The sequence below is a fragment of the Agrobacterium sp. 16-2014-1-2a genome (assembly GCF_053522705.1).
In genome coordinates, this window is the sequence record NZ_JBNWBX010000001.1 from 687,358 (window position 1) to 714,356 (window position 26,999).

27 protein-coding genes are annotated in these 26,999 nt (G+C 58.5%); 6 read left to right on the plus strand and 21 right to left on the minus strand.

Translation table 11 applies throughout. The annotated features are described in order from the left end of the window. Positions 1-95 precede the first annotated feature (95 nt). The 7 genes from ACQZ45_RS03500 to ACQZ45_RS03530 all read right to left on the minus strand — a co-directional run bounded on the left by ACQZ45_RS03500 (position 96) and on the right by ACQZ45_RS03530 (position 5,580). Entirely contained in the window at positions 96-824 is a 729-nt protein-coding gene (locus ACQZ45_RS03500; protein WP_113291464.1) for a nuclease, read from the minus strand. Positions 825-940: 116 nt separating this feature from the next. Next, on the minus strand, positions 941-1,474 hold the full coding sequence (locus ACQZ45_RS03505) for a MerR family transcriptional regulator (protein WP_003512531.1): 534 nt from the start codon (positions 1,472-1,474) through the stop codon (positions 941-943). 275 nt (positions 1,475-1,749) lie between these two features. Beyond that, entirely contained in the window at positions 1,750-2,088 is a 339-nt protein-coding gene (locus tag ACQZ45_RS03510) for an integration host factor subunit alpha (RefSeq protein WP_448742180.1), read from the minus strand. Between the two features lie 243 nt (positions 2,089-2,331). Continuing rightward, positions 2,332-3,303 carry a beta-ketoacyl-ACP synthase III gene (locus ACQZ45_RS03515; protein WP_003512529.1) on the minus strand — a complete coding sequence of 324 codons (972 nt, stop codon included), beginning with the start codon at positions 3,301-3,303 and terminating at the stop codon, positions 2,332-2,334. Positions 3,304-3,307: 4 nt separating this feature from the next. Then, positions 3,308-4,369 (minus strand): phosphate acyltransferase PlsX, encoded by a 1,062-nt coding sequence (gene plsX, locus ACQZ45_RS03520; RefSeq protein ID WP_003512528.1) that lies wholly within the window; start codon positions 4,367-4,369, stop codon positions 3,308-3,310. Between the two features lie 99 nt (positions 4,370-4,468). Next, entirely contained in the window at positions 4,469-5,032 is a 564-nt protein-coding gene (locus tag ACQZ45_RS03525; protein ID WP_113291463.1) for a DUF177 domain-containing protein, read from the minus strand. Positions 5,033-5,040: 8 nt separating this feature from the next. Further along, positions 5,041-5,580: a ubiquinol-cytochrome C chaperone family protein gene (locus tag ACQZ45_RS03530; RefSeq protein WP_112154955.1), complete on the minus strand. Its 540-nt coding sequence runs from the start codon at positions 5,578-5,580 to the stop codon at positions 5,041-5,043. Between the two features lie 270 nt (positions 5,581-5,850). Here ACQZ45_RS03530 and ACQZ45_RS03535 point away from each other — a divergent pair, with 270 nt between their 5' ends. After that, the gene (locus ACQZ45_RS03535) at positions 5,851-6,381 is read left to right on the plus strand and encodes an outer membrane protein assembly factor BamE (protein ID WP_003512524.1); all 531 of its coding nucleotides are present in this window, start codon (positions 5,851-5,853) and stop codon (positions 6,379-6,381) included. Positions 6,382-6,455: 74 nt separating this feature from the next. Here the strand turns inward: ACQZ45_RS03535 and ACQZ45_RS03540 are convergent, their stop codons facing one another. From ACQZ45_RS03540 to ACQZ45_RS03595, 12 genes are all read right to left on the minus strand, one after another. After that, positions 6,456-8,594, minus strand: a complete 2,139-nt coding sequence (locus ACQZ45_RS03540) for a sodium-translocating pyrophosphatase (RefSeq protein WP_013635889.1) — start codon at positions 8,592-8,594, stop codon at positions 6,456-6,458. 219 nt (positions 8,595-8,813) lie between these two features. Beyond that, positions 8,814-10,037, minus strand: coding sequence for an MFS transporter (locus tag ACQZ45_RS03545; RefSeq protein WP_003512519.1), 1,224 nt, complete (start codon positions 10,035-10,037; stop codon positions 8,814-8,816). A gap of 21 nt (positions 10,038-10,058) precedes the next feature. Next, positions 10,059-10,556 carry a transcription antitermination factor NusB gene (gene nusB / locus ACQZ45_RS03550; protein WP_013635887.1) on the minus strand — a complete coding sequence of 166 codons (498 nt, stop codon included), beginning with the start codon at positions 10,554-10,556 and terminating at the stop codon, positions 10,059-10,061. 4 nt (positions 10,557-10,560) lie between these two features. Further along, positions 10,561-11,007, minus strand: a complete 447-nt coding sequence (gene ribH / locus ACQZ45_RS03555) for a 6,7-dimethyl-8-ribityllumazine synthase (protein ID WP_025593086.1) — start codon at positions 11,005-11,007, stop codon at positions 10,561-10,563. A 164-nt stretch (positions 11,008-11,171) separates the two neighbouring features. Next, entirely contained in the window at positions 11,172-11,804 is a 633-nt protein-coding gene (locus ACQZ45_RS03560) for a LysE family translocator (RefSeq protein WP_003512513.1), read from the minus strand. Between the two features lie 262 nt (positions 11,805-12,066). Continuing rightward, the gene (locus ACQZ45_RS03565; protein WP_003512512.1) at positions 12,067-12,678 is read right to left on the minus strand and encodes a riboflavin synthase; all 612 of its coding nucleotides are present in this window, start codon (positions 12,676-12,678) and stop codon (positions 12,067-12,069) included. Beyond that, positions 12,678-13,811: a bifunctional diaminohydroxyphosphoribosylaminopyrimidine deaminase/5-amino-6-(5-phosphoribosylamino)uracil reductase RibD gene (gene ribD / locus ACQZ45_RS03570; protein ID WP_065688207.1), complete on the minus strand. Its 1,134-nt coding sequence runs from the start codon at positions 13,809-13,811 to the stop codon at positions 12,678-12,680. The genes ACQZ45_RS03565 and ribD overlap by 1 nt, the downstream gene beginning before the upstream one ends. A 2-nt stretch (positions 13,812-13,813) precedes the next feature. Then, positions 13,814-14,293 carry a transcriptional regulator NrdR gene (gene nrdR / locus ACQZ45_RS03575; RefSeq protein ID WP_003512508.1) on the minus strand — a complete coding sequence of 160 codons (480 nt, stop codon included), beginning with the start codon at positions 14,291-14,293 and terminating at the stop codon, positions 13,814-13,816. A gap of 12 nt (positions 14,294-14,305) precedes the next feature. Then, positions 14,306-15,595 (minus strand): serine hydroxymethyltransferase, encoded by a 1,290-nt coding sequence (gene glyA / locus ACQZ45_RS03580; protein ID WP_448742181.1) that lies wholly within the window; start codon positions 15,593-15,595, stop codon positions 14,306-14,308. A gap of 212 nt (positions 15,596-15,807) precedes the next feature. Beyond that, the gene (locus ACQZ45_RS03585) at positions 15,808-17,139 is read right to left on the minus strand and encodes a L,D-transpeptidase family protein (protein WP_113291461.1); all 1,332 of its coding nucleotides are present in this window, start codon (positions 17,137-17,139) and stop codon (positions 15,808-15,810) included. 375 nt (positions 17,140-17,514) lie between these two features. Then, positions 17,515-18,024 carry a transcriptional regulator LdtR gene (ldtR, locus tag ACQZ45_RS03590; RefSeq protein WP_025593036.1) on the minus strand — a complete coding sequence of 170 codons (510 nt, stop codon included), beginning with the start codon at positions 18,022-18,024 and terminating at the stop codon, positions 17,515-17,517. Between the two features lie 234 nt (positions 18,025-18,258). Then, positions 18,259-18,696 carry a DUF6163 family protein gene (locus tag ACQZ45_RS03595; protein WP_003512497.1) on the minus strand — a complete coding sequence of 146 codons (438 nt, stop codon included), beginning with the start codon at positions 18,694-18,696 and terminating at the stop codon, positions 18,259-18,261. 181 nt (positions 18,697-18,877) lie between these two features. Here ACQZ45_RS03595 and hemB point away from each other — a divergent pair, with 181 nt between their 5' ends. From hemB to ACQZ45_RS03615, 4 genes are all read left to right on the plus strand, one after another. Next, positions 18,878-19,891 (plus strand): porphobilinogen synthase, encoded by a 1,014-nt coding sequence (gene hemB / locus ACQZ45_RS03600; RefSeq protein WP_003512495.1) that lies wholly within the window; start codon positions 18,878-18,880, stop codon positions 19,889-19,891. Between the two features lie 115 nt (positions 19,892-20,006). Then, on the plus strand, positions 20,007-20,465 hold the full coding sequence (locus ACQZ45_RS03605; protein ID WP_113291460.1) for an RDD family protein: 459 nt from the start codon (positions 20,007-20,009) through the stop codon (positions 20,463-20,465). A gap of 176 nt (positions 20,466-20,641) precedes the next feature. Beyond that, a complete protein-coding gene (locus tag ACQZ45_RS03610) occupies positions 20,642-21,403 on the plus strand; it encodes an arginyltransferase (protein WP_025593035.1) in 762 nt (253 codons plus the stop codon). Positions 21,404-21,460: 57 nt separating this feature from the next. Next, entirely contained in the window at positions 21,461-21,706 is a 246-nt protein-coding gene (locus tag ACQZ45_RS03615) for an AbrB/MazE/SpoVT family DNA-binding domain-containing protein (RefSeq protein WP_003512489.1), read from the plus strand. 53 nt (positions 21,707-21,759) lie between these two features. On the opposite strand, the gene parC is transcribed toward ACQZ45_RS03615, so the two are convergent. Next, positions 21,760-24,012, minus strand: a complete 2,253-nt coding sequence (gene parC, locus ACQZ45_RS03620; RefSeq protein WP_013635880.1) for a DNA topoisomerase IV subunit A — start codon at positions 24,010-24,012, stop codon at positions 21,760-21,762. 230 nt (positions 24,013-24,242) lie between these two features. Here parC and ACQZ45_RS03625 point away from each other — a divergent pair, with 230 nt between their 5' ends. Beyond that, entirely contained in the window at positions 24,243-25,433 is a 1,191-nt protein-coding gene (locus ACQZ45_RS03625; protein ID WP_003512485.1) for a hypothetical protein, read from the plus strand. A 43-nt stretch (positions 25,434-25,476) separates the two neighbouring features. Here the strand turns inward: ACQZ45_RS03625 and ACQZ45_RS03630 are convergent, their stop codons facing one another. Beyond that, the gene (locus ACQZ45_RS03630) at positions 25,477-26,958 is read right to left on the minus strand and encodes a SulP family inorganic anion transporter (RefSeq protein ID WP_025593031.1); all 1,482 of its coding nucleotides are present in this window, start codon (positions 26,956-26,958) and stop codon (positions 25,477-25,479) included. Positions 26,959-26,999 lie beyond the last annotated feature (41 nt).

Below are 26,999 nucleotides of genomic sequence, written 5' to 3' on the forward strand. Positions count from 1 at the left end.
TGGCATTCCTCAGGCGCAGGATCGAACGAGACCCTGACCCCAAGCACCGACAGCGCCACATCTACACAGGCTGCACCGTTTCGGTCAACCGGGCCTTAGCCACACCAGGACTGATTTTTTGCCGAGACCGGATGAGCCAGGCCTTCCCGCACGAGTTGATCGGCAAAGGATACGCCCGAACGTGAAATCCGTTTGCGTTCCATGGCTTGCCCGCCGGCTGTTGCCGACGACGCCACATCGAATGCGCCGGCATTCAGCATATCCCGCAACCGCACCTTGGCAATGAAACCGCGCTGACGCTCTTCCATGCATCGCGCCCGGTCGATCTGCGGGACCTCGATGCCGGCGAGCTGCATTTTCACGCCCTTCATCCAGAAGGTATTGCCATCGGCCACGCAATTGGTGAGACCTGAGCGACCACAAAAGGCAAAGGCGCCGCTTTTTTCTCCCAGCGAGACTTTTTCGACCGAAGGGCGTGTTTCCGGCAGGATAGCGGCAACCTGGCTCTGCTGTGCCGCAGGCGGCATGGCAATCGAGCGGGGCGGCACCGGACCATTGATCGGTGAAACCGGCGATGCGGGGCGGATGGCCGCCATCTTCTCCGGTGCGGCCGTCTCGCGTTTGGCGGCTACGGCGATCTTGGGGGAATTTGTCGTGGTGGATGTTGCCTTCGCGACATGCCGCTGCGGCATAAGACTGTCGCGATGTTCGTAAGCCTGAATGCCACCAGCCACGACGCCCAGCATCAGCACCCAGGGCCAAACGCTGCCGCCGGCCGATTTCTTCGCCGTACGGCGTCGCGTTGTCGGTTTTCGATTGCTCACGATCAGACTCCTTTTTACGGAGCCGCATTATCGGTCAAGAGAGTTTCTGAAAGGTTGGCATTCCAGAGCGCCTTCGCTTTTCCTGAAAATGCTCGAACAGAGTTGTGGAAAAACGATCAGCGAACCTGATCAAGCAGCCGCTTGCATTCGAGAAGATCGAACAGCGCCTCCTGCAACAGCGCTTGGTCATCCTTGCCGATGCCAGATTTGCCGACCGATATCTCGGTATCGCTGTTACCGCCACCGAAGCCGAAAAATCGGCCGCTCGGCTTGGCTTTCGGGCGGCCGACGACCTCGTCTCCGTCCGGATCCAGCACGCGCGGTTCGGCAACTTCCTTTTCGCCGCTCGCTGCCATGATGGCTTCCATGGTAGCAAGATCGCCCGACGCGATTGCCGCCACGAAACGGTTTCCGTTGGTTTTCAGAAGTTTCTGCACGCCTTTGATGGTGTAGCCGTGGTCGTAAAGAAGATGACGAATGCCCTTGAGGAGATCGATATCATCAGGGCGGTAATAACGGCGGCCCCCACCCCGTTTCATCGGCTTGATCTGCGGAAAGCGCGTTTCCCAGAAACGCAGCACGTGCTGCGGCAGGTTCAGCTCATCCGCCACTTCACTGATCGTCCGAAACGCGTCGGGGCTTTTGTCCAAACTTCCACTCCCATCCGGACCTTGAGCGCCATGCACCCAGCCGGACACTGAACAAGAACGCTTTTCACCAGCCGATACCGTGCATCATGTATTGCGAAAAATCGAACCCGATCCTCGCACCGATGCCCGTGGCGGCAAGATACCATTTATCTAAAATTGATTATGATGTGAGTCGACCAGATTTCAACGGCTTGCACGTCGAAATTCAAGCATGTTCACAAGAAGAATGGGGATAAAGGCTTGCCATGCGGCAAAAAACCCGTGTTACAGCCGGCTTACGCCCCGGCTTTCTGACCCTTTTGCTTGGTCTTGCGAGCCGTATGCGCCTTCAGGATTCGCTGTTTCAGCACGTTTGACGCCTTGAAGGTCATGACGCGGCGTGGCGAAATCGGAACTTCCTCACCCGTTTTCGGGTTGCGGCCGATACGCTCGTTCTTTTCCCTGATCTGAAATGTCGCGAAGGACGAGAGCTTGACGACCTCGCCGCGCGTGATCGCATTACAAATCTCGTCGATGATCGTTTCGACCAGTTCGGCGGATTCGGTGCGGGACAGCCCGATTTTACGAAACACAGATTCTGCAAGATCTGCGCGTGTCACTGTCTTCCCGGCCATTTTTCCCCACAAACCGTGTCTGAATTTTTCTCTAGGAGCCGCCGAGATTATTTCCCTTGTGGCGACCGGTCAAGGGATTGTTCCAGATTCATTTGAGGCTTTCGGCAATCAGTGCAATGGCTTAGAGCGACTGACGCGGTTTTGCCGCACGCGGGGGTCGCTTCAGCGCGTTTGAACGGGGTACTGCCGCAAAAATCACAACCGATTTTGTGCCAGCGCCCCGGTAAACGCTAAAATTTTCCGTTACCAGCGCAGCAGCACTGCGCCCCAGGTGAAACCGCCGCCCATGGCTTCCAGCATGACCAGATCGCCTTTCTTGATGCGTCCGTCACTGGCCGCAACGGCAAGCGCCAGCGGAATGGATGCGGCCGACGTATTGCCGTGCTTATCGACGGTGATGACGACTTTTTCCGGATCGATATTGAGCTTTTTTGCCGATCCGTCGATGATGCGCTTGTTGGCCTGATGCGGGACGAGCCAGTCGAGATCATCAGCCGTCGTGCCTGTCGCCTCGAAAGCCTGTTCGATGACGTCGGTGATCATGCCGACAGCGTGCTTGAACACTTCCCGGCCTTCCATGCGCAGATGGCCGACCGTGCCGGTCGTGGAAGGTCCGCCATCGACGTAAAGCTTGTCCTTGTGCGAACCGTCGGAGCGCAGCTGCGAGGTGAGGATGCCACGATCGCTGGAAGTACCCTCGCCTTCGCCTGCCTCGATTACGAGTGCGCCTGCACCATCACCGAACAGAACGCAGGTGGTGCGGTCCTTCCAGTCGAGAATGCGCGAGAATGTTTCGGCGCCGATCACCAGCACGCGCTTGGCCATGCCGCCGCGAATGTAAAGATCGGCGGTGGCAACGGCATAGACGAAGCCGGAGCAGACGGCCTGCATGTCGAAGGCGAAACCGTGGGTCATGCCGAGACGGTTCTGGATGTTTACCGCCGTTGCCGGAAATGTATTGTCCGGTGTCGAAGTTGCCAGAATGATGAGGTCGATATCATCGGGCGTCAGGCCGGCATTGTCGAGCGCCGCACGCGCCGCAGCCTCGCCGAGCGAAGCGGTGGTCTCGCCTTCTCCCGCTATGTAGCGCTGACGAATGCCCGTGCGCTGCACGATCCATTCATCGGAAGTCTCTACGACCCCTTCGATTTCACTATTGGTCATGACACGCTTCGGAAGCGCTGCCCCGAAACCACGTACGATAGAGCGGATCATTCCCTTATTCCTCGTCAGCCACGAGAGCTTCGGGCGCCGGGGGCGGAAGCCGTCTTGCGTGGTAAATCTTCAGATCGTTTTCAATTTTTGCCGTAAGACCGTTATGGACCATGTCGTAGCCGACATCGACCGCGGAGGCAAAACCGATGGCATCCGTGCCGCCATGGCTTTTGATGACAATGCCGTTCAGGCCGAGAAACACGCCGCCATTGACCTTGCGCGGGTCCATTTTTTCTCGCAGCACATCGAAAGCGCTTTTCGCGAGAATATAACCGATCTTGGCAAAGAAGCTGCGGGAGATCGCCTCACGCAGAAGCGTGGTGATCTGGCGCGCCGTGCCTTCGGCTGCTTTGAGCGCAATGTTGCCGGTGAAACCTTCGGTCACCACCACATCCACCGTGCCCTTGCCAATGTCGTCACCCTCGACGAAACCGCGGTAATCGATGGTGCCTAGATCGGCCTCGCGGATCAGCCGTCCGGCTTCACGGACCTCTTCCTGACCCTTCACCTCCTCGACACCGACATTCAGCAAACCGACGGTCGGACGGTCGATATCGAAAAGCGCACGCGCCATGGCGCCGCCCATCAGGGCAAAATCGAGCAATTGCTGGGAATCGGCGCCAATCGTCGCGCCAACATCGAGTACGATGCTTTCGCCTTTCAGCGTCGGCCATATGCCGGCGATGGCCGGGCGTTCCACCCGCGCCATGGTGCGCAAACAGAATTTGGCCATGGCCATCAGCGCGCCGGTATTGCCGGCAGATACGACGACGTCCGCTTCACCGAGCTTCACGGCCTCGATGGCGCGCCACATGCTGGAGACATAGCGGCCACGACGAAGCGCCTGACTTGGCTTTTCGTCCATGGCGACCGAGATTTCACAATCGTGAAAGACCGATTTTTCCCGAAGTGCGGGATATTGTGCCAGAATGGGGTCGCACTTGCTTTTCTGCCCGTAGAGCAGAAAAGTCACATCGTTGTGCCGTTCAAGCGCCTTGGCGGCACCGGGTATGGCAACATCAGGGCCGAAATCGCCACCCATGACGTCAATCGCTATTCTGATCACTCGTCCCTTATCCTTTTTGCCGCCACTCAAGCGGATTTTGCGCGAAAATACCTGTTCCGGCCTGTGTTACAATAAAATTATTTCAGCCCGGCGGCGCATTCAGTCTTTTTTCCAGTCTTTCAACACGGCGAAAGGCGACGGACGCTTTTCTTCTTCAGGCTCATTTTCGGTCGTATCGGTAAATTCGATATCCGATTTGCGCGGATAGGGATCGATCGCAAGGGCTGCGAATTCCGCAACAGTCGCGCCAACATCAATGCTGTCGCCGGTGAACTGGTCGGGAATGTCAGGGCCATTGGGGTCGAGTACGATCTCCCCTTCCTCATTGGTGACCATCCGCGCCAGCTTCGATCCTTCCGGCACGAAAATATGCTCGACGCTCTCGTCGATCTTGCTGGAAACCGGCGCCAGCGTCACGACGCAGGACTGGGTCACGGCCGCATGCACCTCGCCCTTGATCTTCACGCCATCCCTCTTCCAGCGGGTAACCTGCAGTTCCGCCTTCAGATATTCGACGGAAACCACATCCCAGAATTTCGCCAGCGCCTTCAGTTCCTCGGCATTGGCTTCAAGACCAATCCTCACCGGATTGGCGGAAATATGGCCTACCTTTACGGGGTAGGAAAAAGGCAGATCGTCATTTGCGGCGTGTCGCGCGTTCATCGTAAACCTCATAGTCCAGGCAAAGGCAGCTTCAGGCTTCCGGTTGCTATCGTTTCTTCGGAGCCTGCGGAAAGGTTGGAAGACGCCTCCATCATCCAGCCCGCAAGCCCGTCCAGTTCCGGTGCCTTCTCATCTGTCTGGGGGTATATATTGCGCCGGAGCGCTGCGGCAAGGGCAACAGGGTCGGATGCATCCAGCGCCGCCGCATAGGATTCGAGCCGCCCGTAGAACATGCCGGCAAATTTCTTCATGCGCTTCGGCACGCCCTGGTCGCCAATGCCGAGCTCACGGATGGAATGGTCGATATCCTGAAAAAAGGCGTCGACGATCTCCTGCGCGATTTCCTGCCCGCTCACACCGGAGGATTTGGTGCGGCGGAAATAGAGAATCATGACGATCGACAGCATCTCGAAGCGGCCCATCACCGTGTCTGGAACGCCGAGATCAAGATAAAAAGCGGGCGTGCGGGCCGCAGCCGTCAAGATCGCATATTGCCGGTCTACTATGGCGCGGTTGTTGTTTTTCTGTCTGAACAGCCCGAATATCATCGTTTTTTTCCGAACGGGGCTGGTGAATTCGCTCACCCGCCTATCGCACTTGTTGCATGATCGCCAAAGCTGGTTTACCGAAGCATCCACGAATTGCAATGCTGTCGCGGTCACGTTCGTCTTTCGGCTGAAACAGTCTAAGAGACCGGAAGAGTTTCCAAAGGCCGTGAAAGCGTTGAATTTGGGGGGTGATCGGGATTTTCCGTCCCCGGATTGACACAATCATGTGCACAGACACTGTGCACCACGCAATGCCGGAAGGTGCCATTCATGATCGCAGTCGGGGAAAAGCAGTTGAGCAAGCAGAAATCCGCAAGTCACGGCAAAATTCTGGGCAAGACCGCCATCGCAATCGTCGTCGCGTCCACCCTGCTTTCCGCCTGCACCAGCACCACCGATGTGTTCCACAACGGCTACGTCATGGACGAGCAGTCGCTTCAGCTGATCCCGGAAGGTTCCAGCCGCGAGCAGGTTCTGCTGACCATGGGCACGCCCTCCACCACGGCGACGTTCGGCAACGAGGTTTTCTATTACATCTCGCAGAAGCGTGTGCGCCGCGCCGCTTTCATGAAGCCGACGTTGGTCGAACAGAACATTCTCGCGATCTATTTCAACAAGGACGGCGTAATCGAGCGTAAGGCCAATTACGCGCTGCAGGACGGCAAGGTCTTCGACACGATTTCGCGTACCACCCCGACAGGCGGCAAGGATCTCACCTTCCTGCAGCAGCTGCTGTCCGGCGGCACCTCGGGCGCCAACATCGCCAAGAGCATTCTTGGCCAGGGCGGCAACACCCCCTGATCTTAGAAGAACGGCAAAATCAAAGGCCCGGGGATCGCTCCCCGGGCCTTTTTCATTCGTCGGAACCTAAGCCTTCAGTGGGCAAGAACCGCCAATAGCAGCAGCGCCACGATATTGGTGATCTTGATAGCCGGGTTGACAGCCGGACCGGCGGTATCCTTGTAGGGATCGCCCACCGTATCGCCCGTAACCGACGCCTTGTGGGCGTCCGAACCCTTGACGTGGCGCACGCCGTCCTTGTCGATGAAGCCATCCTCGAAGCTTTTCTTGGCGTTATCCCACGCACCACCACCGGAGGTCATGGAAATCGCCACGAACAGCCCGTTGATGATGACGCCAAGCAGCGATGCACCGAGTGCGGCAAAGGCAGAGGCCTTGGAACCTGAGATAAGCAGCACGCCGAAATAAACGACGAGCGGCGCCAGAACCGGCAGCAGCGACGGAATGATCATTTCTTTGATCGCCGCCTTGGTCAAAAGATCGACCGCCTTGCCGTAGTCCGGTTTTTCCGTTCCTGCCATGATGCCAGGCTTTTCGCGGAACTGGCGGCGAACTTCCTCAACGATCGAGCTTGCCGCCTTGCCCACCGCCGTCATGGCGATGCCGCCAAAGAGATACGGAATGAGGCCGCCGAACAGCAGACCGGCAACGACGTAAGGATTGGCAAGGCTGAAGGATATTTCGCCGATATCCTTGAAGTAAGGATAGGTATCGCCATTGGCAGCGAAATAGGACAGGTCGTTGGAATAGGCGGCAAACAGCACCAGCGCGCCGAGACCGGCAGAACCGATGGCATAGCCCTTCGTGACGGCCTTGGTAGTGTTGCCGACGGCATCCAGCGCGTCGGTCGCCTTACGCACATCCGGGTCGAGACCGGCCATTTCAGCAATGCCGCCGGCATTGTCAGTCACCGGACCGAAGGCGTCGAGCGCCACGATCATGCCCGCCAGACCAAGCATGGCGGTGACCGCGATGCCGGTACCGAAAAGGCCACCGAGCTGGTAGGTGCCGATGATGCCGCCGACGATGACAAGCGCCGGCAGCGCCGTCGATTCCAGCGAGACTGCAAGACCCTGGATGACGTTGGTGCCGTGGCCCGTGACCGAAGCCTGCGCGATGGAATTGACCGGGCGTTTGTTGGTGCCGGTATAATATTCGGTGATGACGACGATAAGCGCTGTTACCACAAGGCCGACCAGCCCGCACAGGAAGAGGTTTGTGCCGGTAATCTCCATTCCGGCAACCGTGCCGATGGTACCCCAGCCCACGGTCGCGTAAGTTGCCACGGCAAGCCCCGCAATCGAGAAGACGCCGGTGGCAATCAGCCCTTTATAGAGAGCGCCCATGATGGAGTTGTTGGTGCCGAGCTTGACGAAGAAGGTGCCGGCAATCGAGGTCAGGATGCAGGCGCCGCAAATGGCCAGCGGATAGACCATCGCGCTTTCCAGTATCGGCGTTCCGGCAAAGAAGATCGCCGCAAGCACCATGGTTGCCACCACCGAGACGGCATAGGTCTCGAAAAGGTCGGCCGCCATTCCGGCGCAATCGCCGACATTGTCGCCGACATTATCTGCAATGGTTGCAGGGTTGCGGGGGTCGTCCTCGGGAATGCCTGCTTCGACCTTGCCGACGAGATCGCCGCCGACATCTGCACCCTTGGTGAAGATGCCACCGCCGAGACGGGCGAAGATGGAGATAAGCGAAGCGCCGAAACCGAGCGACACCAGCGCGTCAATCACCTCACGCGATCCGGGCGCATGGCCGAGCACCGAGGTGAGGATGAAATAATAGATGGAAACGCCAAGCAGCGCGAGGCCAGCCACCAGCATGCCGGTGATGGCGCCTGACTTGAACGCGATGTCGAGACCGGCGGCAAGGCTGTGGGATGCGGCTTGTGCGGTGCGCAGATTGGCACGGACGGAGACATGCATGCCGATGAAACCGGCAGCACCCGAAAGCACGGCGCCGATGATAAACCCGATGGCCGCAAGAGCCGACAGCAGATACCAGGCGAGAACGGCGACGATCAATCCGACGATGGCGATGGTGAGATATTGACGGGTGAGATAAGCCTGCGCACCTTCACGGATAAAACCTGCTATTTCACGCATACGCTCGTTGCCCTGATCGGCAGCGAGAACGCTCCTGGTCGTCCATGCCGCGTAAACCACGGACAGGACCCCACATAAAATCACTATGGGTATTACGGTCATGCGCACTTACCTCCCAAAAGGCCGGGTCTCACTCCCTCCCCGGCGTGGCGAACCATGTGCAAGGACAGGGGCGATCAAATGCGCGGCCTGTCCTGTCGTGGCCATTATTCCCCTCCCAAGGAAAAATGACCTGCGCGGCAAGATTGCGTTGGCGACAGGCGTGGCGTCAAGCCCACAAATTTGCCTGAAACATGAAAGGGGTAGAGATCGAAGGCGATCTTACGCGGCGTTTCTGCGCGGGGTCAGCAACAGCGACGCCACCAGCACGAGGCATAGCCCCGCAACCGGCCAGATAACGAGGTTCATGACCGACCAGCCCCAGGCTGTAAACACCTTGCCGGAAGAGAACGACGACAGCGCTACCGTGCCGAACAGCACGATATCGTGAAAGCCCTGTACCTTGTCTGCCTCATGCGGGCGGTAGCTGGAGGTGATGATGGCGGTAGCGCCGATGAAGCCGAAGTTCCAGCCGAGACCGAGGAGAATGAGCGCCGCCCAGAAGTTCCATAATTCGATGCCCATATGGGCGACGATGGCGCAGGCCATCAGCACGACGAGACCGGCTGCAACGATTTTTTCCGCGCCGAATCGCGCAATCAACATACCGGTGAAGAAACTTGGGCCGAACATGGCGAGAACGTGCCACTGGATGCCGAGCGTCGCAAGTTCGGTGGGAAACCCGCAGCCGACCACCATGGCGAGCGGCGCGCCGGTCATCATGAAGGTCATCAACGCATAGGAACCGATGCCGCAGACCATGCCGGTGACAAACCGGTGCGTGCGCACGATTTCCGACAAAGGCCGTGCCGCCTGCGCGTGGATAGAGGCGGCCTTCGGGTCCGGCAATTTCAGGAATGCCAGAATGGCAATCGCGATGATGCCGAGCGGCACCAGCGCGATGAAAGCACCGGCGAAGGTGACCGGTGCGAAGACATCCTTGCCGAAAATGGCAAGCTGCGGCCCGATGATCGCCGAGACGATGCCACCCGCCAATATCCAGGAAATGGCTTTCGGCTTGTAAAATGAGGGGGACGCGTCGGCAGCAGCGAAGCGGATTTTCTGCGTGAAGCCGCCGGAAATGCCGATCAGCAGCAGGCCGATCGCAAATAGCCAGAAGTCGGAGCGGAAGAGTGCCACGGCAGCAATGCCGCCGCCGACGGAGCACATCAGCGCGCCGACCATGAAGCCCGCCTTGCGGCCGAGAAAACGCGATGCTGCGGCAACGCAGATGGCGCCCAGCGCCACGCCGATGTTGAAACCGGTAAGCGGCGCCGTTGCCAGCGACTTGTCAGCCCCGAGCAACTGGTAACCGGCAAGCGCGCCAACCGAGAAGCTCATAGGTGCTGCCGAGCCCATGATCGCCTGTGCGGCGGTCAGGAGGAAGACGTTGCGCTTCGCCTCGTCCAGTTGAACTTCAAGTCCGGGGACGGAAACGGCGCTCATATCTTCCTCACCTAACGTATTTCAGCGTTTTGCCTCGCCGCGTACCTGCTTGGCAATGCGGTCCAGAACCGCGTTCACCAGCTTCGGCTCGTCATGCTCGAAGAAAGCACGGGCGATTTCGACATATTCCGTAACGATGACGGCGACCGGAACGTCCTTGCGCTCCAGAATCTCGAAAGCGCCGGCACGCAAGATAGCGCGAACGGTGGCATCAAGACGCGACAGCGGCCAGTCTTCCAGAAGTGCGGAGCGCACCAGTGGGTCGATCTTCGTCTGATCGCGGACGACGCCGGACACGATGGAACGGAACCAGGAAGGATCGGCCTTCAGATAGGTATCGCCATCGACTTCCTGACCGAGACGATGTGCCTCGTATTCCGCCACGACTTCCATCACGCCGGTGCCGCCGACATCCATCTGATAAAGTGCCTGCACGGCCGCGAGGCGCGCAGCGCCACGCTGGTTGGCGGGCTTTACCGAAGGCTGGCGCGGTTCGCCGCCATTTTCAACATCCGACATGCGTTCAGCCACCCAGTTTTTTCTTGAGCTCGATCATCGTCAGCGCGGCGCGGGCCGCAAAACCGCCCTTATCCTTGTCAGAACGGCGAACACGTGCCCATGCCTGATCGTCGTTTTCGACGGTGAGGATGCCGTTGCCGATGGCCAGCGATTCGCTGACGGCGAGATCCATCAGGGCGCGGGAGGATTCGTTGGAAACGATGTCGAAGTGGTAGGTCTCGCCACGAATGACCATGCCGAGCGCTACGAAACCATCATATTCAGTGCCTTCGTTGTCGCCGCCATCCAGCGCCATGGCAATGGCAGCGGGGATTTCGAGTGCGCCGGGAACGGTGATGACGTCATAGGTTGCGCCAGCCTCATCCAGCGCGAACTTCGCGCCTTCGAGAAGAGCGTCTGCCATATCGTCGTAAAAGCGTGCTTCCACGATAAGAAGATGGGGTTTGGACATGGGATTTTCCTGAAAAGGTTCGGGCCGGATCATACCGGCTTTTGCGGCGGTCAAACCACGGCTGGCCGTTTTTGGCAAGTAATTTCATGTGTCACCCGCGCAAGAGGCCCCGTTTACCAGACAATTGCGCAGGTTTTCGCCTTATCCGGCGAGGCTTACGAAAATCAGGTTTTCTGGAAAGCCAGATGCACGCCAAGCCCCATCAGCACCGTTCCCGCAGTGCGACGGGCAAGCACCTGCACCCTGCTGGAGCGCTTGAGCCGCCCGACCATCGCGCCCGCCAGAAGCACGCCAACGAGATCGGCGGAGGAAAAGATGAAATTGACGGCAATACCGAGGATCAGCAATTGCAGCCAGATCGGAAAGGCCGCCGCCGGATCAACGAATTGCGGCAGAAACGCCAGAAAGAACAGCGCCGTCTTCGGATTGAGCACGTCGACGATGATGCTGTCGATGAAGGCACGCCTTGCCGATTTCGGTTCGATGGTCAGATTGACGGTCTCACCTTCAAGCTTGCTGCGCAGCATCGAGAAGCCGAGCCAGATGAGATACAGCGCGCCACACAGCTTCACGGCCAGATAAAGCCACGGCACCGCCTGGAACAGCACCGAAAGCCCCGCCGCAGAGGCGACGATATGGAAATAGCAGCCGACATGGATGCCAAGCACCGCCATCAGCCCGGCAAAACGGCCGCGCGCCATGGTCTGCGCCGCCGCATAAAGCATGGCCGGGCCGGGAATATAGGCAAACAGGGCGGTGGTGATGAAAAAGGCTGTCAGCAGTTCGAAAGACGGCATGTCGTAATCCCCCTACCCCGTTTGGGCCTAAAGACGTCTTTATAGTGTTTGCGCGTCAATCGAAAGCGGAGTGCGGGACAACAACTGATCTGTCGCGATGGCGGAGGACTGTAAAGTCTATCCGGCATTCTGGCCTTGAGAGGTAATCCAGTCAACGCGCGTCTGCGCGACGGCAAGAGTCTTTTCAGCCCAAGGATTTGGGCTGGCTGGATACCGGCTCAAGGCCGGGAGTGTATTTCAGCACAATAGATGCCGAACGGTGTTACGCCGAGGGGAACTCCGCAAGCCTTGCGGCATATCGCGCCATGGTGTCGACTTCGAAATTGACGAAATCACCCGGTTGGCGCTCACCCCATGTGGTGACTGTGAGCGTATGGCGGATCAGGAGCACGTCGAAATCCGTTCCGTCGACCGCATTGACGGTCAGAGAAGTGCCATCGAGTGCAATGGAACCCTTGGGCGCCACGAATTTCGCCAGATGGTCGGGCGCGCGCAGGCGGATACGGACCGCCTCACCTTCCGGCTCGACAGACAGAATCTCCGCCTTGCCATCGACATGGCCGGAAACGATGTGACCGCCAAGCTCGTCGCCAATCTTCAGGGCGCGCTCCAGATTGACATGCGTGCCCTTCTGCCAGCCCGCAATCGTCGTCAGGCGCAATGCCTCTTCCCAGGCTTCGACCTCGTACCAGCGCTCGTTGCTGCCGTCTTCGGGCAGTTTGGTCACCGTCAGGCAGACGCCGCCATGGGAGATCGATGCGCCCATATCGATGGTCTTGGGATCGTAATTGGTCGCCACCCGCAGACGAATGCCTTCCGCCAGAGCTTCAAGCTCGGACACGGTTCCAACATCGGTGACAATTCCGGTAAACATCAAAGCGGCCTTTCATAATCGAAGCAGCGATCCGGCCCGTAGGCGGTTTCGCTGACCAAAACATAATCGCCCGGAATATCGGCACGGCTGAGCGGCGTTTCAATCCCGCCTTCACCAACCACGACCGGGCTTTCAAACAGCATGATACGGTCCACGAGATCGGCTTCAAGGAACGATTTTGCGGCAAAAGCGCCGCCTTCGACCAGAAGTTCCGACATGCCGCGTTCAGCGAGAATGTGAAGGAGGTTCTCGAGGGTTGGTGCTTCAAGGATTTCGACGCCTGCGTCGATCAGTTGTTGGCGGCGGTCGTGGCTACCCCCCTCTGCCCTGCCGGGCACCTCCCCCCTTGAGGGCAAGATACCCGGCAGGTCAGAGGGGGATAACGCCGCGACGATTACCGGCACCTCGCGTGCACTTCCCACCAGCTTAGACGTCAACGGTAGTTCAAACTTGCGATCAAGCACGATTCGGACCGGAGAACGATCTTCGAGACCTGCAATTCGAACGGTCAGTTCCGGATCGTCCGCTATCGCGGTGCGGATGCCCACGAGGATGCAATCGCAGCGCGCTCTCAGTTCATGCACGGCGTGCCTGGCCTGCGGACCGGTGATCGCTAACTGCCCCTCCCCTTGTCTGCCGATCATGCCATCGGCAGAAATGGCAAGCTTCAGAATCACATGCGGGCGTTTTTTCACCTGGCGTGTGAGGTAACCCGCAAGCGCTCTCTTGCCTTGTTCGCGCAGCAGGCCGGTTTCCACGACAATGCCCGCCTCCCGCAGGATGGAGTAACCACGACCGGAAACACGCTCGTCCGGGTCGTCAACCGCCACAACGACACGGGCGACGCCGTATTCGACCAGCGCATTGGCGCAGGGCGGCGTCTTGCCCCAGTGCGAGCAGGGTTCAAGGGTGACATAGGCTGTTGCGCCGCGCGCTGCTTCTCCGGCGATTTCCAGCGCCTGGCGTTCAGCATGGGGGCGGCCGCCAATGGCGGTCACCGCTTCGGCGATGATTTTTCCGTCCTTTACGAGAACGCAACCGACGGAGGGATTGGTCTGGGTTTGACCCTGATGGCGCAGGGAAACCTCGATTGCCCGGGCCATGAATTTTTCGTCATCGGCGCGGCTCGTCACGTCTATGCTCCGGCGTCTGTATCTCGGGCGATCTTGGCGTTGATTTCGGCAATCACGTTCTCGAAATCCTCGGCATGACTGAAATCGCGATAGACCGAGGCGTAGCGTACGAAGGCCACGTCATCGAGGCTCTTCAGCGCTTCAAGCACCTGGAGGCCGATTTCTTCCGAGGGGATTTCCGTCTCGCCGGAACTTTCCAGACGGCGAGCAATGCCCGAGACGGCCCGCTCGATCCGGTCCCGGTCAACCGGGCGTTTGCGTAGCGCGATCTCGAAGGATCGCACCAGCTTTTCCCGGTCGAAGGGCAGCTTGCGGCCGCTTTTCTTGATGACCATCAGCTCGCGCAGTTGCACGCGCTCATAGGTCGTGAAGCGGCCGCCGCAATCGGGGCAGATGCGCCGCCGGCGGATGGAGGTGTTATCCTCCGCCGGACGCGAGTCCTTGACCTGTGTGTCTTCGGAACCGCAAAATGGGCAGCGCATCTCTTTACGTCCTTACATGTACGGATACATCGGGAAACGGTCAGTCAGGCCGACGACCTTTTCGCGCACCGCAGCTTCAACGGCAGCGTTGCCCTCATCCGAATTGGCGACCTTCAGACCATCGAGAACGTCGACGATCAGCTTGCCGATTTCGCGGAATTCCGCTTCCTTGAAACCGCGCGTCGTGCCGGCCGGCGTGCCGAGACGCACACCCGAGGTGACGAAAGGCTTTTCCGGATCGAAAGGAATGCCGTTCTTGTTGCAGGTGACGTAGGCGCGACCGAGAGCTGCTTCAGCACGCTTGCCGGTGGCGTTCTTCTTGCGAAGGTCAACCAGCATCAGGTGGTTGTCGGTGCCGCCGGAGACGACATCAAGACCACCTTCGATCAGCGTTTCGGCAAGCGCCTTGGCGTTCTTGACGACCTGTGCGGCGTAATCCTTGAATTCCGGCTGCAAAGCTTCACCGAAGGCAACTGCCTTTGCGGCGATGACGTGCATCAGCGGGCCGCCCTGCAGGCCGGGGAAAACGGCGGAGTTGAACTTCTTGGCCTGATCCTCGTCATTGGTGAGGATCATGCCGCCACGCGGGCCGCGCAACGACTTGTGCGTTGTCGTGGTGGCAACGTGGCAATGCGGGAACGGCGACGGATGCTGGCCACCGGCGACGAGACCAGCGATGTGGGCCATATCGACCATCAGATAGGCGCCGACTTCATCGGCGATCTCGCGGAAGCGCTTCCAGTCCCAGATACGGGAATAGGCGGTGCCGCCGGCAAGGATGAGCTTCGGCCGGGTTTCCTTGGCCTTGCGCTCCACCTCGTCCATGTCGAGCAGGTTGTCGCCTTCGCGCACGCCGTAAGACACGACGTTGAACCACTTGCCGGACATGTTGACCGGCGAACCGTGCGTCAGATGGCCTCCGGAGTTCAGGTCGAGACCCATGAAGGTGTCGCCCGGCTGGAGCAGCGCGAGGAACACGGCCTGGTTCATCTGCGAACCGGAATTTGGCTGGACGTTGGCGAAGTTGACGCCGAACAGCTTCTTGGCGCGCTCGATGGCAAGCTCTTCAGCAATGTCTACGAACTGGCAGCCGCCGTAATAACGCTTGCCCGGATAACCTTCGGCATATTTGTTGGTCATGATCGAACCCTGCGCTTCAAGCACAGCGCGGGAAACGATGTTTTCCGAGGCGATCAGTTCGATCTCGTGGCGCTGGCGACCCAGTTCCTTCTCGATCGCGCCGAAAATATCCGGATCGACTTCGGCAAGCGGACGGGAGAAGAAAGCATCTGTGTTCGACATGGTGAAGGCTCCTGAAACAGTAATGCGATGGCGTCTTAGCGCCCTGCCCGAACAAGAGCAATACGGGCAGCGAGATTTGCCCGTCAAACTGCGACGTTGCGACAAAAAACGGCAGCTGTTTTTTCAAAACCAGCAGCGAAAATGAAAAAAAAGCCGCACCCGACGGGGTGCGGCCTTTCACTTAAATATAAAAACCTGATGGCAGCGCCGGATCAGTTGCGCGGCAACAGGTCGTCGTCGACAGGTCCAGCCGGCTGTTCGATGCCGGTGGTGGTGTTGAGCGCCAATTCGGCGTTGCCGTCCTTTTCATAGATGTCGTCGCGGAACTGCACCACGCCGTCCTTCGCCGACCATGCGGTGATGTAGACGAAATAGACAGGCACTTCCTGCGCCAGCTTGATCGGTGTGTTGACGCGGGTGGCGATGACGCGTTCCATTTCCTGACGCGACCAGCCGGGCGTGTCGCGCAGCAGCCAGCTTGTGAGGTCGCGCACGTTCTGTACGCGCACGCAGCCGGACGATTCGAACCGCATCAGCTTGTTGAACAGACCCTGCTGCGGCGTGTCGTGCATATATTCGTTGTTCGGATTGTGGAAGTTGATCTTCGTCGAGGACATGGCGTTGATCTTGCCGGGGTCCTGGCGGAACATCAGGTTCGGTGCCTTTGGCGCAAACCAGTCGACCGCCGTCGGCGAAACTTCCTGTCCCTTGCCGTCGATGAGGCGGATGTTGTTCCGCTCCAGATAGGTCGGGTCCTTCTGCATCAGCGGCACGATGTCCTTTTCGACGATCGAGCGCGGCGCTGTCCAGTAAGGGTTGAGGATGACTTCGTAAATCTTGGAATTGATGACGTGCGTCGGGCGGCTGGCGCGACCGACGACGGCGGTGTTGCGCAGGACGACGCGCTCATTCTCAACCGCTTCGATGGCAGCGGCCGGAATGTTCACCATCAGGTGACGCTGGCCGAGATCGCCGGACATGGACTGAATGCGCACGAGGTTGGTCTGCAACTGGGCCAGACGGATCTGGGCCGCAACATTGAGCGCCTTGGTCGTATATTCGCCGCTGACACCATCGGCGGGAAGGCCGTGGCGGGCCTGGAAGCGCTTCAACGCACCATCGACGTAAGAGTCGAAGGCGCTGGAAATGCCAGCTTCGCGCGGCAGGTCGCCGGAAACCATCAGTCGCTGGCGAAGCGCCTGAACGGAAGGATCGGAAACGCCGATCTGGAGACGCTGCTGGGTGACGGGCACGTCCGGCCAGCCGCCATTCTGCACGATCTGCTGATATTGCATGATCGCCTGCTGCATGTAGACAGGCGCTTCCCGTCCGAGAACCGGGTTGTTGGAAACGACGCCAACGGCGGAACGCGACGAATTCGCGTCGAACTGGTCATCCCAGTTGCCGCGGCGCGACGAGCCCATGAGATCGTTGAGCGCATTCTGCGCCAGGGCCGGCGCGGCAAGCGCGGCAACACCAACGGAAACAGCCGAGCGCAGAAGCGCACGGCGCGATACGGATTCGGAAACGGATTTTTTTGTCATTCTACCTACCAGCCACTCTCTTCGGCATTCTCAACAATGCCTAAATCAATATGATTAACAAACACGTACAACGTGTCTGCCGGCCGGTAATGCTCAATACCCATGGTCTGGGCGCTATTGTCTGGCAGAACAGTCGGGACTTGCCACGACAGCAGGAGAAACCGCCGGCTCCTTCACCTTTGCGGGTCCCATATCAATATGGCCAATTCGTGTCACGGGCCTTTTCTCACGAAGCTGTGTATGCCTGCAAAACAGGGCGAAAACGCACCTAGTAGACCGGGCTTGACACGCCCAGGTGAACGGCGCCTCGAACACGAATCCGCAAGCCGGAGGCAAACCGATGCCCCCGACTCTAACAGTGAAACCGCCGCGGAATTAGAGGCGATAAGCGATCGAGTCGTTCCAAAAGCGATCGAGGCGCTGCAGCAGCTTGTTCATTTCGGAGAACTCGCCGGTGCCGATGCCGCCGACCTTTTCGATCGAGCCGACGTGGCGCTCGTAGAGGTGAGCAACCGTTTCGGCGATTTCCTGGCCTTTTTCAGTCAGGCTGATGCGGACCGAGCGGCGGTCGACACGCGAGCGCTGGTGGTTGATGAGACCGAGGTCTACGAGCTTCTTGACGTTGTAGGAGACGTTCGATCCGAGGTAATAACCACGCGAACGAAGCTCGCCGGCCGTCAGTTCGGAATTGCCGATGTTGAACAGCAGGAGCGCCTGAACGGCGTTGACATCATCGCGACCCTGACGATCGAACTCGTCCTTGATGACATCGAGGAGGCGGCGGTGGAGACGTTCCACCAGGTGCAGCGACTCCATGTAGAGCGAACGGATGGTATCTTCATGTGCGTCGGCAACAACGGCCTGCGGCTTTGCTTTGCTATTGATCATGACTGCCTCACTGTTTTGTTTGGCGGTGTGTTTGTTTGTCTCCCGCCTTGAGTGAGAACCTAATCAATGCGCATAAAATTCTACTTAAAAGCTACGATTAACAAATGCTTACCTGCATTTTCCCAAGTGGGTCAAACTTGTGGCGAAGCGGGACTGGCTTATCACCATGCATTACAAATCAAAGACTTAGCAATAAAATTCGACCGAAAACCAGGCTGAATTGCTTTATTCTTATGGTAAATCAATTCTTGCGCGCTCTTCATTCTGGCGCTGATCGAGCCAAAAAGCGACCAGGAATAGTATATAAATGGTTGCCACGAGACCGTGCATGACGGGTACAAGCGTGTTGGCGCCGAAGATATATGGCCACACCTTATACATGGCGATCTGGGTGCCGGCACCCAAGACCCACATGACTGCCCCCCAGGAGGCGCCGAGCCAGAGACCGAGCGCCGCGACCGGGAAAATCACCGCAAGCGCACTACCCGCCACTCGCCATGGCAGGTTAAGCATATCGAACCGCCCATGCCCGCCGAGAGAATATCCCGTCAGCATCGCCCAATATTGCAGGCCGAACCAGAAACAGGAAACCGCGACCAGCCTCATGAAGACCAGAAAGAGGATTTCCGTCAGCGGACGTTTCGGCAGAGGTTGAGAATCAGGTTCCATGGCCGGAAGATACGGTTTCGACGGGCGGGCGACCAGCCCATATTGAATTCGGCGGCTTGCCTTGTCAAAGCACCCTCGCCCACCGGGGAAGTCCAGGGGGAAACATTGTCGCATTCGCATGGCGCTTGCTTCGTGTTATGCAGCTTTCCTGACTTGGGTGGGATACGAAGGACATTCTTACATGCAGGACAAAACGCATCTGGTCGACGCGATCACCGGCCATCGCCGCATGCGCCGCAATCGCAAGGCCGACTGGACTCGCCGTCTGGTTCAGGAAAGCCGCCTGACCGTCGATGATCTCATCTGGCCGGTCTTCATTGTACCGGGCAGCAATATCCTCGATCCCATACCGGCGATGCCCGGCGTAAACCGCATGAGCGTCGACAAGCTGGTCGAAGCGGCGAAGGAAGCCGCCGATCTCGGCATTCCGGCGATTGCGACCTTCCCGAATATCGAGATGGACTTGCGCGACGAGACCGGCTCGAATGCGCTCGAGGCCAACAACCTCATCAATCAGGCGACCATCGCGGTCAAAAAAGCGGTTCCGAATATCGGCATGATCACCGATGTTGCGCTCGATCCCTTCACCAGCCATGGGCATGACGGCATTCTGCGCGGCGATGAAATCGTCAATGACGAGACCGTGGATCAGGTCGTTCGTGCTGCAATCCTTCAGGCCGATGCCGGTTCGGACATTATTTCTCCGTCCGAGATGATGGATGGCCGCATCGGCGCCATCCGCCGCGGCCTGGATGCGGCCGGGCACCAGAACGTCGGCATCATGGCCTATGCCACGAAATTCTCCTCCGGCTATTACGGTCCGTATCGCGAGGCCATTTCGACGGCCGGACTGCTGAAAGGGGACAAGAACAGCTATTACATCAGCCCCGCCAACGGCATGGAGGCAATCCGCGACGCAGCGCTCGACGTGGAAGAAGGTGCTGACATGCTGATGGTCAAACCGGGCTTGCCCTATCTCGACATCTGTTGGCGGCTGAAAGAGAATTTCGGGCTGCCCACATTCGCCTATCAGGTGTCCGGTGAATATACCCAGATCAAGGCAGCGGCCATGCATGGCTGGATCGACGGGGAGCGCGTGATGATGGAAACGCTTCTCTGTTTCAAGCGTGCAGGCTGCGATGGCATTCTGAGCTATTTCGCAGTGGAAGCCGCGCGCAAACTCGCGAAGGGCTGACAGCCGACGCTTATTGTATTCGGTCGTTTTCTTCCCATATTGTTTGCTGACACGGAATGCTGCCTGACGAAAAGCGCGTTTCGAGCTGTCATGTCTTCTCAGGAGAAAACGACCGATGAACCTCGACCAGAACCCTACCTATGTCGCACCGGACGACTGGCGCGCCTATAGCGGCGTACTGAGCCGACGCATCTTCGCTTTTCTGATCGATTACGCGATCGTTCTCCTGCTGTGCATTCCAGCCGCCGTGATCGTCTTCTTTCTCGGCGTGATTACGCTGGGTCTCGGCTTCTTCCTCTATCCGGCCTTGTTCGTCATCGTCGCGGTCCTTTATTTCGGCGTAACGCTCAGCGGCCCGTCGCAGGCCTCACCCGGCATGCGGGCGATGGGCATCGCGATGGCGCGCATGGACGGACGGCGAATCGATTTCCTTCTGGCCACCGTGCACATTGCGCTTTTCTGGATCATCAACTCGGTTTTGACGCCGCTTATCCTGCTTGCAGGCCTGTTTACGGAGCGCTCGCGCCTCGTTCATGACTTCCTGCTCGGCACCATCATGGTCAGAACCTACTGATATAAGGGAAAGCCACGAAAACGTGGCTTCCATATCAGGCAAATACCGCATGGTGCAGTTGACGTTTTCCGTCATTTTGCCATTCTGTGACATTATGCATGTCGCTTGAAGCGTCGCCGCACCCCGTGAAATCGCGGCGCGCTTTCACAACAGACGCAGGAGGCGATCACGGTTCGATGAACACGCAGGCGACGCCCTCTCCCCAATTCTATCTTACGGCACCGGCCACCTGCCCCTACTTGCCGAACCAGATGGAGCGGAAGGTTTTCACGCATCTGGTCGGCCCGCGTGCGTCGGAAATGAACGACCTTCTGACCCAGGGCGGCTTCAGGCGTTCACAGAACATCGCCTATCGTCCGGCGTGCGAAACCTGTCGAGCTTGCGTTTCCGTGCGCATCCTTGCCGAACAGTTCCAGCCGACGAAATCGATGCGGCGCGTTCTCTCCATCAACAAGGATGTCGTCGCTACCGTTCATGCCGCTGAGCCATCCACCGAACAGTTCTCACTGTTTCGCCGCTATCTCGACCATCGGCACCAGTCAGGCGGCATGTCCGACATGTCGGCGCTCGACTATGCGATCATGATCGAAGACACGCACGTCAACACCCGCATCATCGAATACCGTGTGCGAGAGCCCGGCTCCGGCATCGATTCCAGCAAACGAGGTGAACTTCTCGCCGTAGCGCTGAGCGATGTGATGAGCGACGGGCTGTCGATGGTCTATTCCTTCTTCAACCCCGATCTAGAAAAGCGCTCGCTCGGCACTTTCATGATCATGGATCACATCACCCGCACACGCGCGCTCGGCCTGCCGCACGTCTATCTTGGCTACTGGGTCGATGGTTCTGAAAAGATGGGCTACAAGACGCGCTACCACCCGCAGGAGCATCTGACACCGCGCGGGTGGGAGGTTTATAAGCCTACGGTAGAAGAATAGTTCGCCAAACAGTCAAAACCGTATGCTAAACTCCATTTAAACTTTGGAGTACTTCAAATGAAAGCAACGATTTGCGAGATTGGCGAAGCCGCTGGTATTGTTATACCAAAGGATATGCTTGAACGGCTTGGATGGAAGACAGGCGACGTTCTTGATCTAAGTGTATACGGCAACATGCTTGAATTGCGTGCTGCCGGTGGTCTTGATGAAGAACTGACGGATGATTTTAATCGGCAGCTCGAACACGCGCGGATTGCGATGCGCAAATACCACGTTGCGCTAAGAACGCTCGCCAAGTCCTGAAACAGCGACCATCAAAGACGTCCCGAGTAATCGCTCGGGACGTCTTTCAGCTGTTACCCGCCAAATTTCCCGCTACGCGGAAAGCCCTTCGGTACGGTGCGGCCAACGGTGGCGCGGTCTGCCAGCCATTCGCGCAATTCCTCACCGACCTTGGTGAAGAGGCGCCCGGCCGTGTCGGACCAGCTCAAGCCGTCTGCGAGCGCGAAACATTTCACATCAACCACGCCGCCGTCCTTGTAGCGTTGCAGGCGCACGCCCTTGCCGCGTGACATTTCCGGCACCTGCGACAGCGGGAAGGCCAGAAGCTTGCGGTTTTCGCCAACGACGGCGACATGGTCGCCAGTAACAGGTACGGCGAGCTTGGCTTCGTCAGGCATGGCGACATTCATGATCTGCTTGCCCTTGCGGGTATTTGCGACCATTTCGCTTTCGGCCACGATGAAGCCGTTGCCGCCAGTCGAGACGAGCAGAAGCTTGCGCGACGGATCGTGAACGAAGGCCGTCAGGATGTCCTGATCGTTCTCCATATCGACCATGATGCGGATCGGCTCGCCATGGCCGCGACCGCCCGGCAGCTTGTCGGCGCCGAGCGTGTAGGCCTTGCCGCCGGTGGTCAGCAGCAGCAACTTGTCGGTCGTCTGCGCCGGGAAGGCGAGCTTCGGGCCATCGCCCTCCTTGAAGGTCAGAGCCGACGTATCGGACATATGCCCCTTCAGCGCCCTGATCCATCCCTTCTGCGAGATGACGATGGTGACCGGTTCCTTTTCGATCATCGCCTGCTGGATGGCCTCGATGTCGGCATCCGGCGCATCCGCAAACTGCGTGCGGCGACGGCCGATCTCGGTTGCCTTGGCATATTTCTTTTTGACCTCGCCGATTTCCCAGGCGACGGTCTGCCATTGCTTTTCATCGGAGGCGAGCAGACCCTCGATTTCAGCCTTCTCGCTGCTGAGTTCGTCGAACTCCTTGCGGATTTCGAATTCCTCAAGCTTGCGCAGATTGCGCAGACGCATGTTAAGGATGGCTTCGGCCTGATTATCGGTGAGCGACCACTTGGCCATCATCACCTGTTTCGGCTCGTCCTCCTCGCGGATGATACGGATCACCTCATCGAGATTGAGATAGGCGACCAGCAGGCCGCCCAAAATCTCGAGCCTGCGATCGATGGCCGCAAGACGATGGCGGGAACGGCGGACCAGCACGTCCTTGCGGTGTGCCAGCCATTCGCTCAGAACCTCGTTCAGCGCCATGACCTTCGGCACCCTGCCAAGCGACAGTACGTTCATGTTGAGCGGCAGGCGGCTTTCAAGGTCGGACAGACGGAACAGCGATTCCATCAGCAGCGTCGCGTCGACGGTGCGGTTTTTCGGAACCAGCACGATACGCACGTCTTCGGCTGATTCGTCGCGGACATCCTCAAGCAGCGGCAGTTTGCGGGCGAGCAGCAGCTCGGCGATCTTTTCGATCAGCCGCGATTTCTGCACCTGGAACGGGATTTCGGTGATGACGATCTGATAGCCGCCACGTCCGAGGTCTTCCGTTTCCCATTTGGCGCGCACGCGGAAACCACCGCGCCCGGTCTTATAGGCTTCGAGAATGTTCTCGCGGCTTTCGATGATCACGCCGCCGGTCGGCAGGTCGGGGCCGGGAATGAATTCCACCAGCTTTTCAACCGTGGCATCCGGATGCTTGATGAGATGCAGAGCTGCGTCGCACAGTTCATGGGCGTTGTGCGGCGGGATGGACGTCGCCATGCCGACGGCGATGCCGGAGGCACCGTTGGCAAGCAGATTGGGGAACGCGCCCGGGAGGACGACCGGCTCCTCATCTTCCTCATTATAGGTAGCACGGAAGTCAACCGCGTCCTCGCCGATGCCTTCGAGCAGCAGCGCTGCCACATCGGTCATGCGTGCTTCGGTATAACGATAGGCGGCGGCGCCGTCGCCATCGATATTGCCGAAATTGCCCTGCCCGTCCACGATCGGATAACGCTGCGAGAAATCCTGCGCGAGACGGACCAGCGCATCGTAGACCGACTGGTCGCCATGCGGATGGAACTTACCGATAACGTCACCGACGATGCGGGCGCATTTCTTGAAAGCCGAGTTGGGGCGGATGCCCATTTCGCTCATGGCGTGGATGATGCGGCGGTGAACCGGCTTCAGTCCATCGCGCACATCCGGCAGCGCACGATGCATGATCGTGGACAAGGCGTAAGCGAGGTAGCGCTCTTCAAGCGCCGCCTTCAAATCGACCGGATGAATGTTATCGTCTCCGCCTGACGGAGGTACAAGATTTTTTCCCATGGTGCTTGACTAGCGGAAATGCCGATTCCCGGCAAGGAATTCGGGGGTCTCGGCTGTGGACGAAACGACGCCTTTTGTGAGGATTTTTATTAACTGCGTTGCGAATGCCGCAATGCCGCCGTCATACGAATCGATCTAAATCCTGTAGACCTTTGAATAATCGCGAATATAAATGTCACCATTCACATTTAGAACACGGTGCACATCCGCACATTGAGGGAAGAAACACTATGAGACTGAAATCCACCCGGCAGATTCTTTTCGCAAGTGCCGCGCTTCTCGCGCTTTCCGCACCGGCATTCGCACTGGATGGCAACGACGTTCTGAAAAAGATCAATGCCGCCTACGCCGCGCAGGGCGGTGAAATTGCCGCCGGATCCGTCGCCGTCAACGGCGACACGGTGACGCTGAACGGCGTGACCTTTAATGCGGCTGCCGATCCGGCCAAAAAAATTCCGGTCGGCAACGTCACCCTTGAAGGCGTCGAGGAAAACAACGGCGGCTACAAGATCAAGAACGCGCGTTTCGACAATGTCGATTACAAGCAGGAAAACGTGGAGATCAAGGCCAACGACATCTACATGTCGGGTCTCACCATCCCTGCCGATGCGACGACGGGCACGATTGATGCGCTGATGTTCTACGACGAGGCGCATAGCGGTCCGATTTCCGTCTCCATCGATGGCAAGCAGGCTTTCTCGCTCGAGGAAAGCAGCGCAACGATGTCCGTCAGCGACGACAAGGCCTCGATCGGCTTCGATCTCGACGCATCCGGCTTCAAAGCCGATCTCAGCGAAGTCAACGATCCGGCCACGAAAGACGCAATTGAAAAGCTCAATCTGCAGGCCCTTTCCGGCAACATGACCATGAGCGGAAGCTGGGAAGTTGCCTCCGGCACCGTAGACGTCGAGGAATATGCCATCGACCTCGACAAGGTCGGCCGTCTCAACATGTCGTTCGGTTTCTCCGGTTACACACTCGCCTTCATCAAATCGATGCAGGAGACGGTGAAGGCGCAGGCTGCAAATCCGAACAAGGAACAGGCCGAACAGGCAGCGGGCCTTGCCATGCTCGGCCTGATGCAGCAGCTTTCCTTCGTTAATGCCGAAATCAGCTTCGAAGATGCCAGCATCACCAAGCGCGCCATCGACTACGCTGCAAGCCAGCAGGGTATGACCAGCGATCAGCTTTCCCAGACCATCAAGGGCATGGCGCCCATCATGATGGCTTCGCTCAACGTTCCGGAATTGCAGAACATGGTGTCGGCTGCGATCAACGCCTACATCGACAATCCGAAGAGCTTCTCTATCTCGGCCGAACCGGAAAAGCCGGTTCCCTTCCCGATGATCATGGGCGCCGCCATGGGCGCGCCGAACACCCTGCCGACAATGCTCGGCGTGACGGTGACGGCAAACGAATAGCACAACAAAAAGCCCCGGTTACGCCGGGGCTTTTTACTTCCGGTCAGTGGATTGAGGCTGTCGCTCCATCCTGCTTGTCGTGCAGGGCGAAACGGTCGATCATATGGGCGCTCGCTTCGTTGACGCCGATCACCTCGACCGTCTTGCCGGTCTTGCGGAATTTCAGCACGACCTTGTCCAGCGCACCGACAGCCGAAATGTCCCACAGATGCGCCTGTGTGACGTCGATGGTGACCGTTTCCACGTCTTCGGCAAAATCGAAGGCGGCAATGAAGCCTTCCGTCGAGGCGAAGAAAATCTGCCCATCGACGCGGTAGATGCGGTGCCGACCATCCGCGACAAGCTCTGGACGAACGTGGAAGAGTTTTGAAACCTTCCCAGCGAAAAACACGCCGGAGAGAAGCACACCTGCGAGCACGCCTTTTGCGAGATCATGGGTCGCCAGCACGGTCCCGACCGTTACCAGCATGACGATGCTGGAAGACGGTGGATTGCGGCTGAGATCGAGAATCGAACGCCACGAGAAGGTGCCGATCGAAACCATGATCATGACAGCCACAAGAGCGGCCATTGGAATGATGCGGACAAGATCATCCAGCACCAGAATGAGGAACAGCAGGAAGGCGCCCGCCACAAAAGTGGAGAGCCTGCCCCTGCCGCCGGATCTGACGTTGATGACCGACTGGCCGATCATGGCGCAGCCGCCCATCCCGCCGATCAGCGCGGAGGCTATGTTGCCTGTCCCCTGCCCGATGCATTCCCGGCTCTTGTTGCTGCCGGTATCTGTCATGTCGTCAACGATCTGTGCCGTCAGCAGGGATTCCAGGAGACCGACGGCAGCCAGCGCTGCGGAATACGGAAAGATGATCTGCAGCGTTTCGAAAGTCAGCGGCACCTGTGGCAGGGCGAAGACCGGCAGCGTCGAGGGCAGCTCGCCGAGATTGCCGACGGTGCGGATATCCATGCCGAAAAACACCGCCACGCAGGTCAAAACGACGATGGCGACCAGCGGCGACGGGATGATTTTAGTGACCAGCGGGAAGAGATAGATGATCGCAAGACCAGCCGCGATCATGACGTAGGTTGCGATAGGCACGCCTATCAGCTCGGGCAATTGCGCCATGAAGATCAGGATCGCCAGTGCATTGACGAAGCCGGTCATGACTGAGCGAGAGACGAAGCGCATCACCCGCCCGAGCCTTGCAAAGCCCGCAGCGATCTGCAGCACACCCATGAGGATGGTCGCAGCAAAGAGATATTGCAGGCCGTGTTCCTTCACCAGCGTCACCATCAGGACGGCTGTGGCGGCGGTTGCCGCGGAAATCATGCCCGGACGGCCACCGGTGAAGGCGCAGACGCAGGCAATGGCGAAAGAAGCGAACAACCCCACCTTCGGATCGACGCCGGCGATGACGGAAAAGCCGATTGCTTCGGGAATGAGCGCAAGTGCGACGACGATGCCGGAAAGCACATCGCCGCGAATATTGGAAAACCACTCACGTCTGTAAGTCTGAAATCTGTTCATTTGATTTTTTCGCAAAGTATGACGCACCGGCCGGAAGCATG

Bases quoted from the DNA above. Each gene is read 5' to 3' on its own strand.
- ACQZ45_RS03510 (WP_448742180.1), bottom strand. From the start codon at position 2,088: ATGGCCGGGAAGACAGTGACACGCGCAGATCTTGCAGAATCTGTGTTT.
- ACQZ45_RS03515 (WP_003512529.1), bottom strand. From the start codon at position 3,303: ATGATCCGCTCTATCGTACGTGGTTTCGGGGCAGCGCTTCCGAAGCGT.
- ACQZ45_RS03525 (WP_113291463.1), bottom strand. From the start codon at position 5,032: ATGAACGCGCGACACGCCGCAAATGACGATCTGCCTTTTTCCTACCCC.
- ACQZ45_RS03530 (WP_112154955.1), bottom strand. From the start codon at position 5,580: ATGATATTCGGGCTGTTCAGACAGAAAAACAACAACCGCGCCATAGTA.
- ACQZ45_RS03535 (WP_003512524.1), top strand. From the start codon at position 5,851: ATGATCGCAGTCGGGGAAAAGCAGTTGAGCAAGCAGAAATCCGCAAGT.
- ACQZ45_RS03540 (WP_013635889.1), bottom strand. From the start codon at position 8,594: ATGACCGTAATACCCATAGTGATTTTATGTGGGGTCCTGTCCGTGGTT.
- ACQZ45_RS03545 (WP_003512519.1), bottom strand. From the start codon at position 10,037: ATGAGCGCCGTTTCCGTCCCCGGACTTGAAGTTCAACTGGACGAGGCG.
- nusB (WP_013635887.1), bottom strand. From the start codon at position 10,556: ATGTCGGATGTTGAAAATGGCGGCGAACCGCGCCAGCCTTCGGTAAAG.
- ribH (WP_025593086.1), bottom strand. From the start codon at position 11,007: ATGTCCAAACCCCATCTTCTTATCGTGGAAGCACGCTTTTACGACGAT.
- ACQZ45_RS03560 (WP_003512513.1), bottom strand. From the start codon at position 11,804: ATGCCGTCTTTCGAACTGCTGACAGCCTTTTTCATCACCACCGCCCTG.
- ACQZ45_RS03565 (WP_003512512.1), bottom strand. From the start codon at position 12,678: ATGTTTACCGGAATTGTCACCGATGTTGGAACCGTGTCCGAGCTTGAA.
- nrdR (WP_003512508.1), bottom strand. From the start codon at position 14,293: ATGCGCTGCCCATTTTGCGGTTCCGAAGACACACAGGTCAAGGACTCG.
- glyA (WP_448742181.1), bottom strand. From the start codon at position 15,595: ATGTCGAACACAGATGCTTTCTTCTCCCGTCCGCTTGCCGAAGTCGAT.
- ACQZ45_RS03585 (WP_113291461.1), bottom strand. From the start codon at position 17,139: ATGACAAAAAAATCCGTTTCCGAATCCGTATCGCGCCGTGCGCTTCTG.
- ACQZ45_RS03595 (WP_003512497.1), bottom strand. From the start codon at position 18,696: ATGGAACCTGATTCTCAACCTCTGCCGAAACGTCCGCTGACGGAAATC.
- hemB (WP_003512495.1), top strand. From the start codon at position 18,878: ATGCAGGACAAAACGCATCTGGTCGACGCGATCACCGGCCATCGCCGC.
- ACQZ45_RS03605 (WP_113291460.1), top strand. From the start codon at position 20,007: ATGAACCTCGACCAGAACCCTACCTATGTCGCACCGGACGACTGGCGC.
- ACQZ45_RS03610 (WP_025593035.1), top strand. From the start codon at position 20,642: ATGAACACGCAGGCGACGCCCTCTCCCCAATTCTATCTTACGGCACCG.
- ACQZ45_RS03615 (WP_003512489.1), top strand. From the start codon at position 21,461: ATGAAAGCAACGATTTGCGAGATTGGCGAAGCCGCTGGTATTGTTATA.
- parC (WP_013635880.1), bottom strand. From the start codon at position 24,012: ATGGGAAAAAATCTTGTACCTCCGTCAGGCGGAGACGATAACATTCAT.
- ACQZ45_RS03625 (WP_003512485.1), top strand. From the start codon at position 24,243: ATGAGACTGAAATCCACCCGGCAGATTCTTTTCGCAAGTGCCGCGCTT.
- ACQZ45_RS03630 (WP_025593031.1), bottom strand. From the start codon at position 26,958: ATGAACAGATTTCAGACTTACAGACGTGAGTGGTTTTCCAATATTCGC.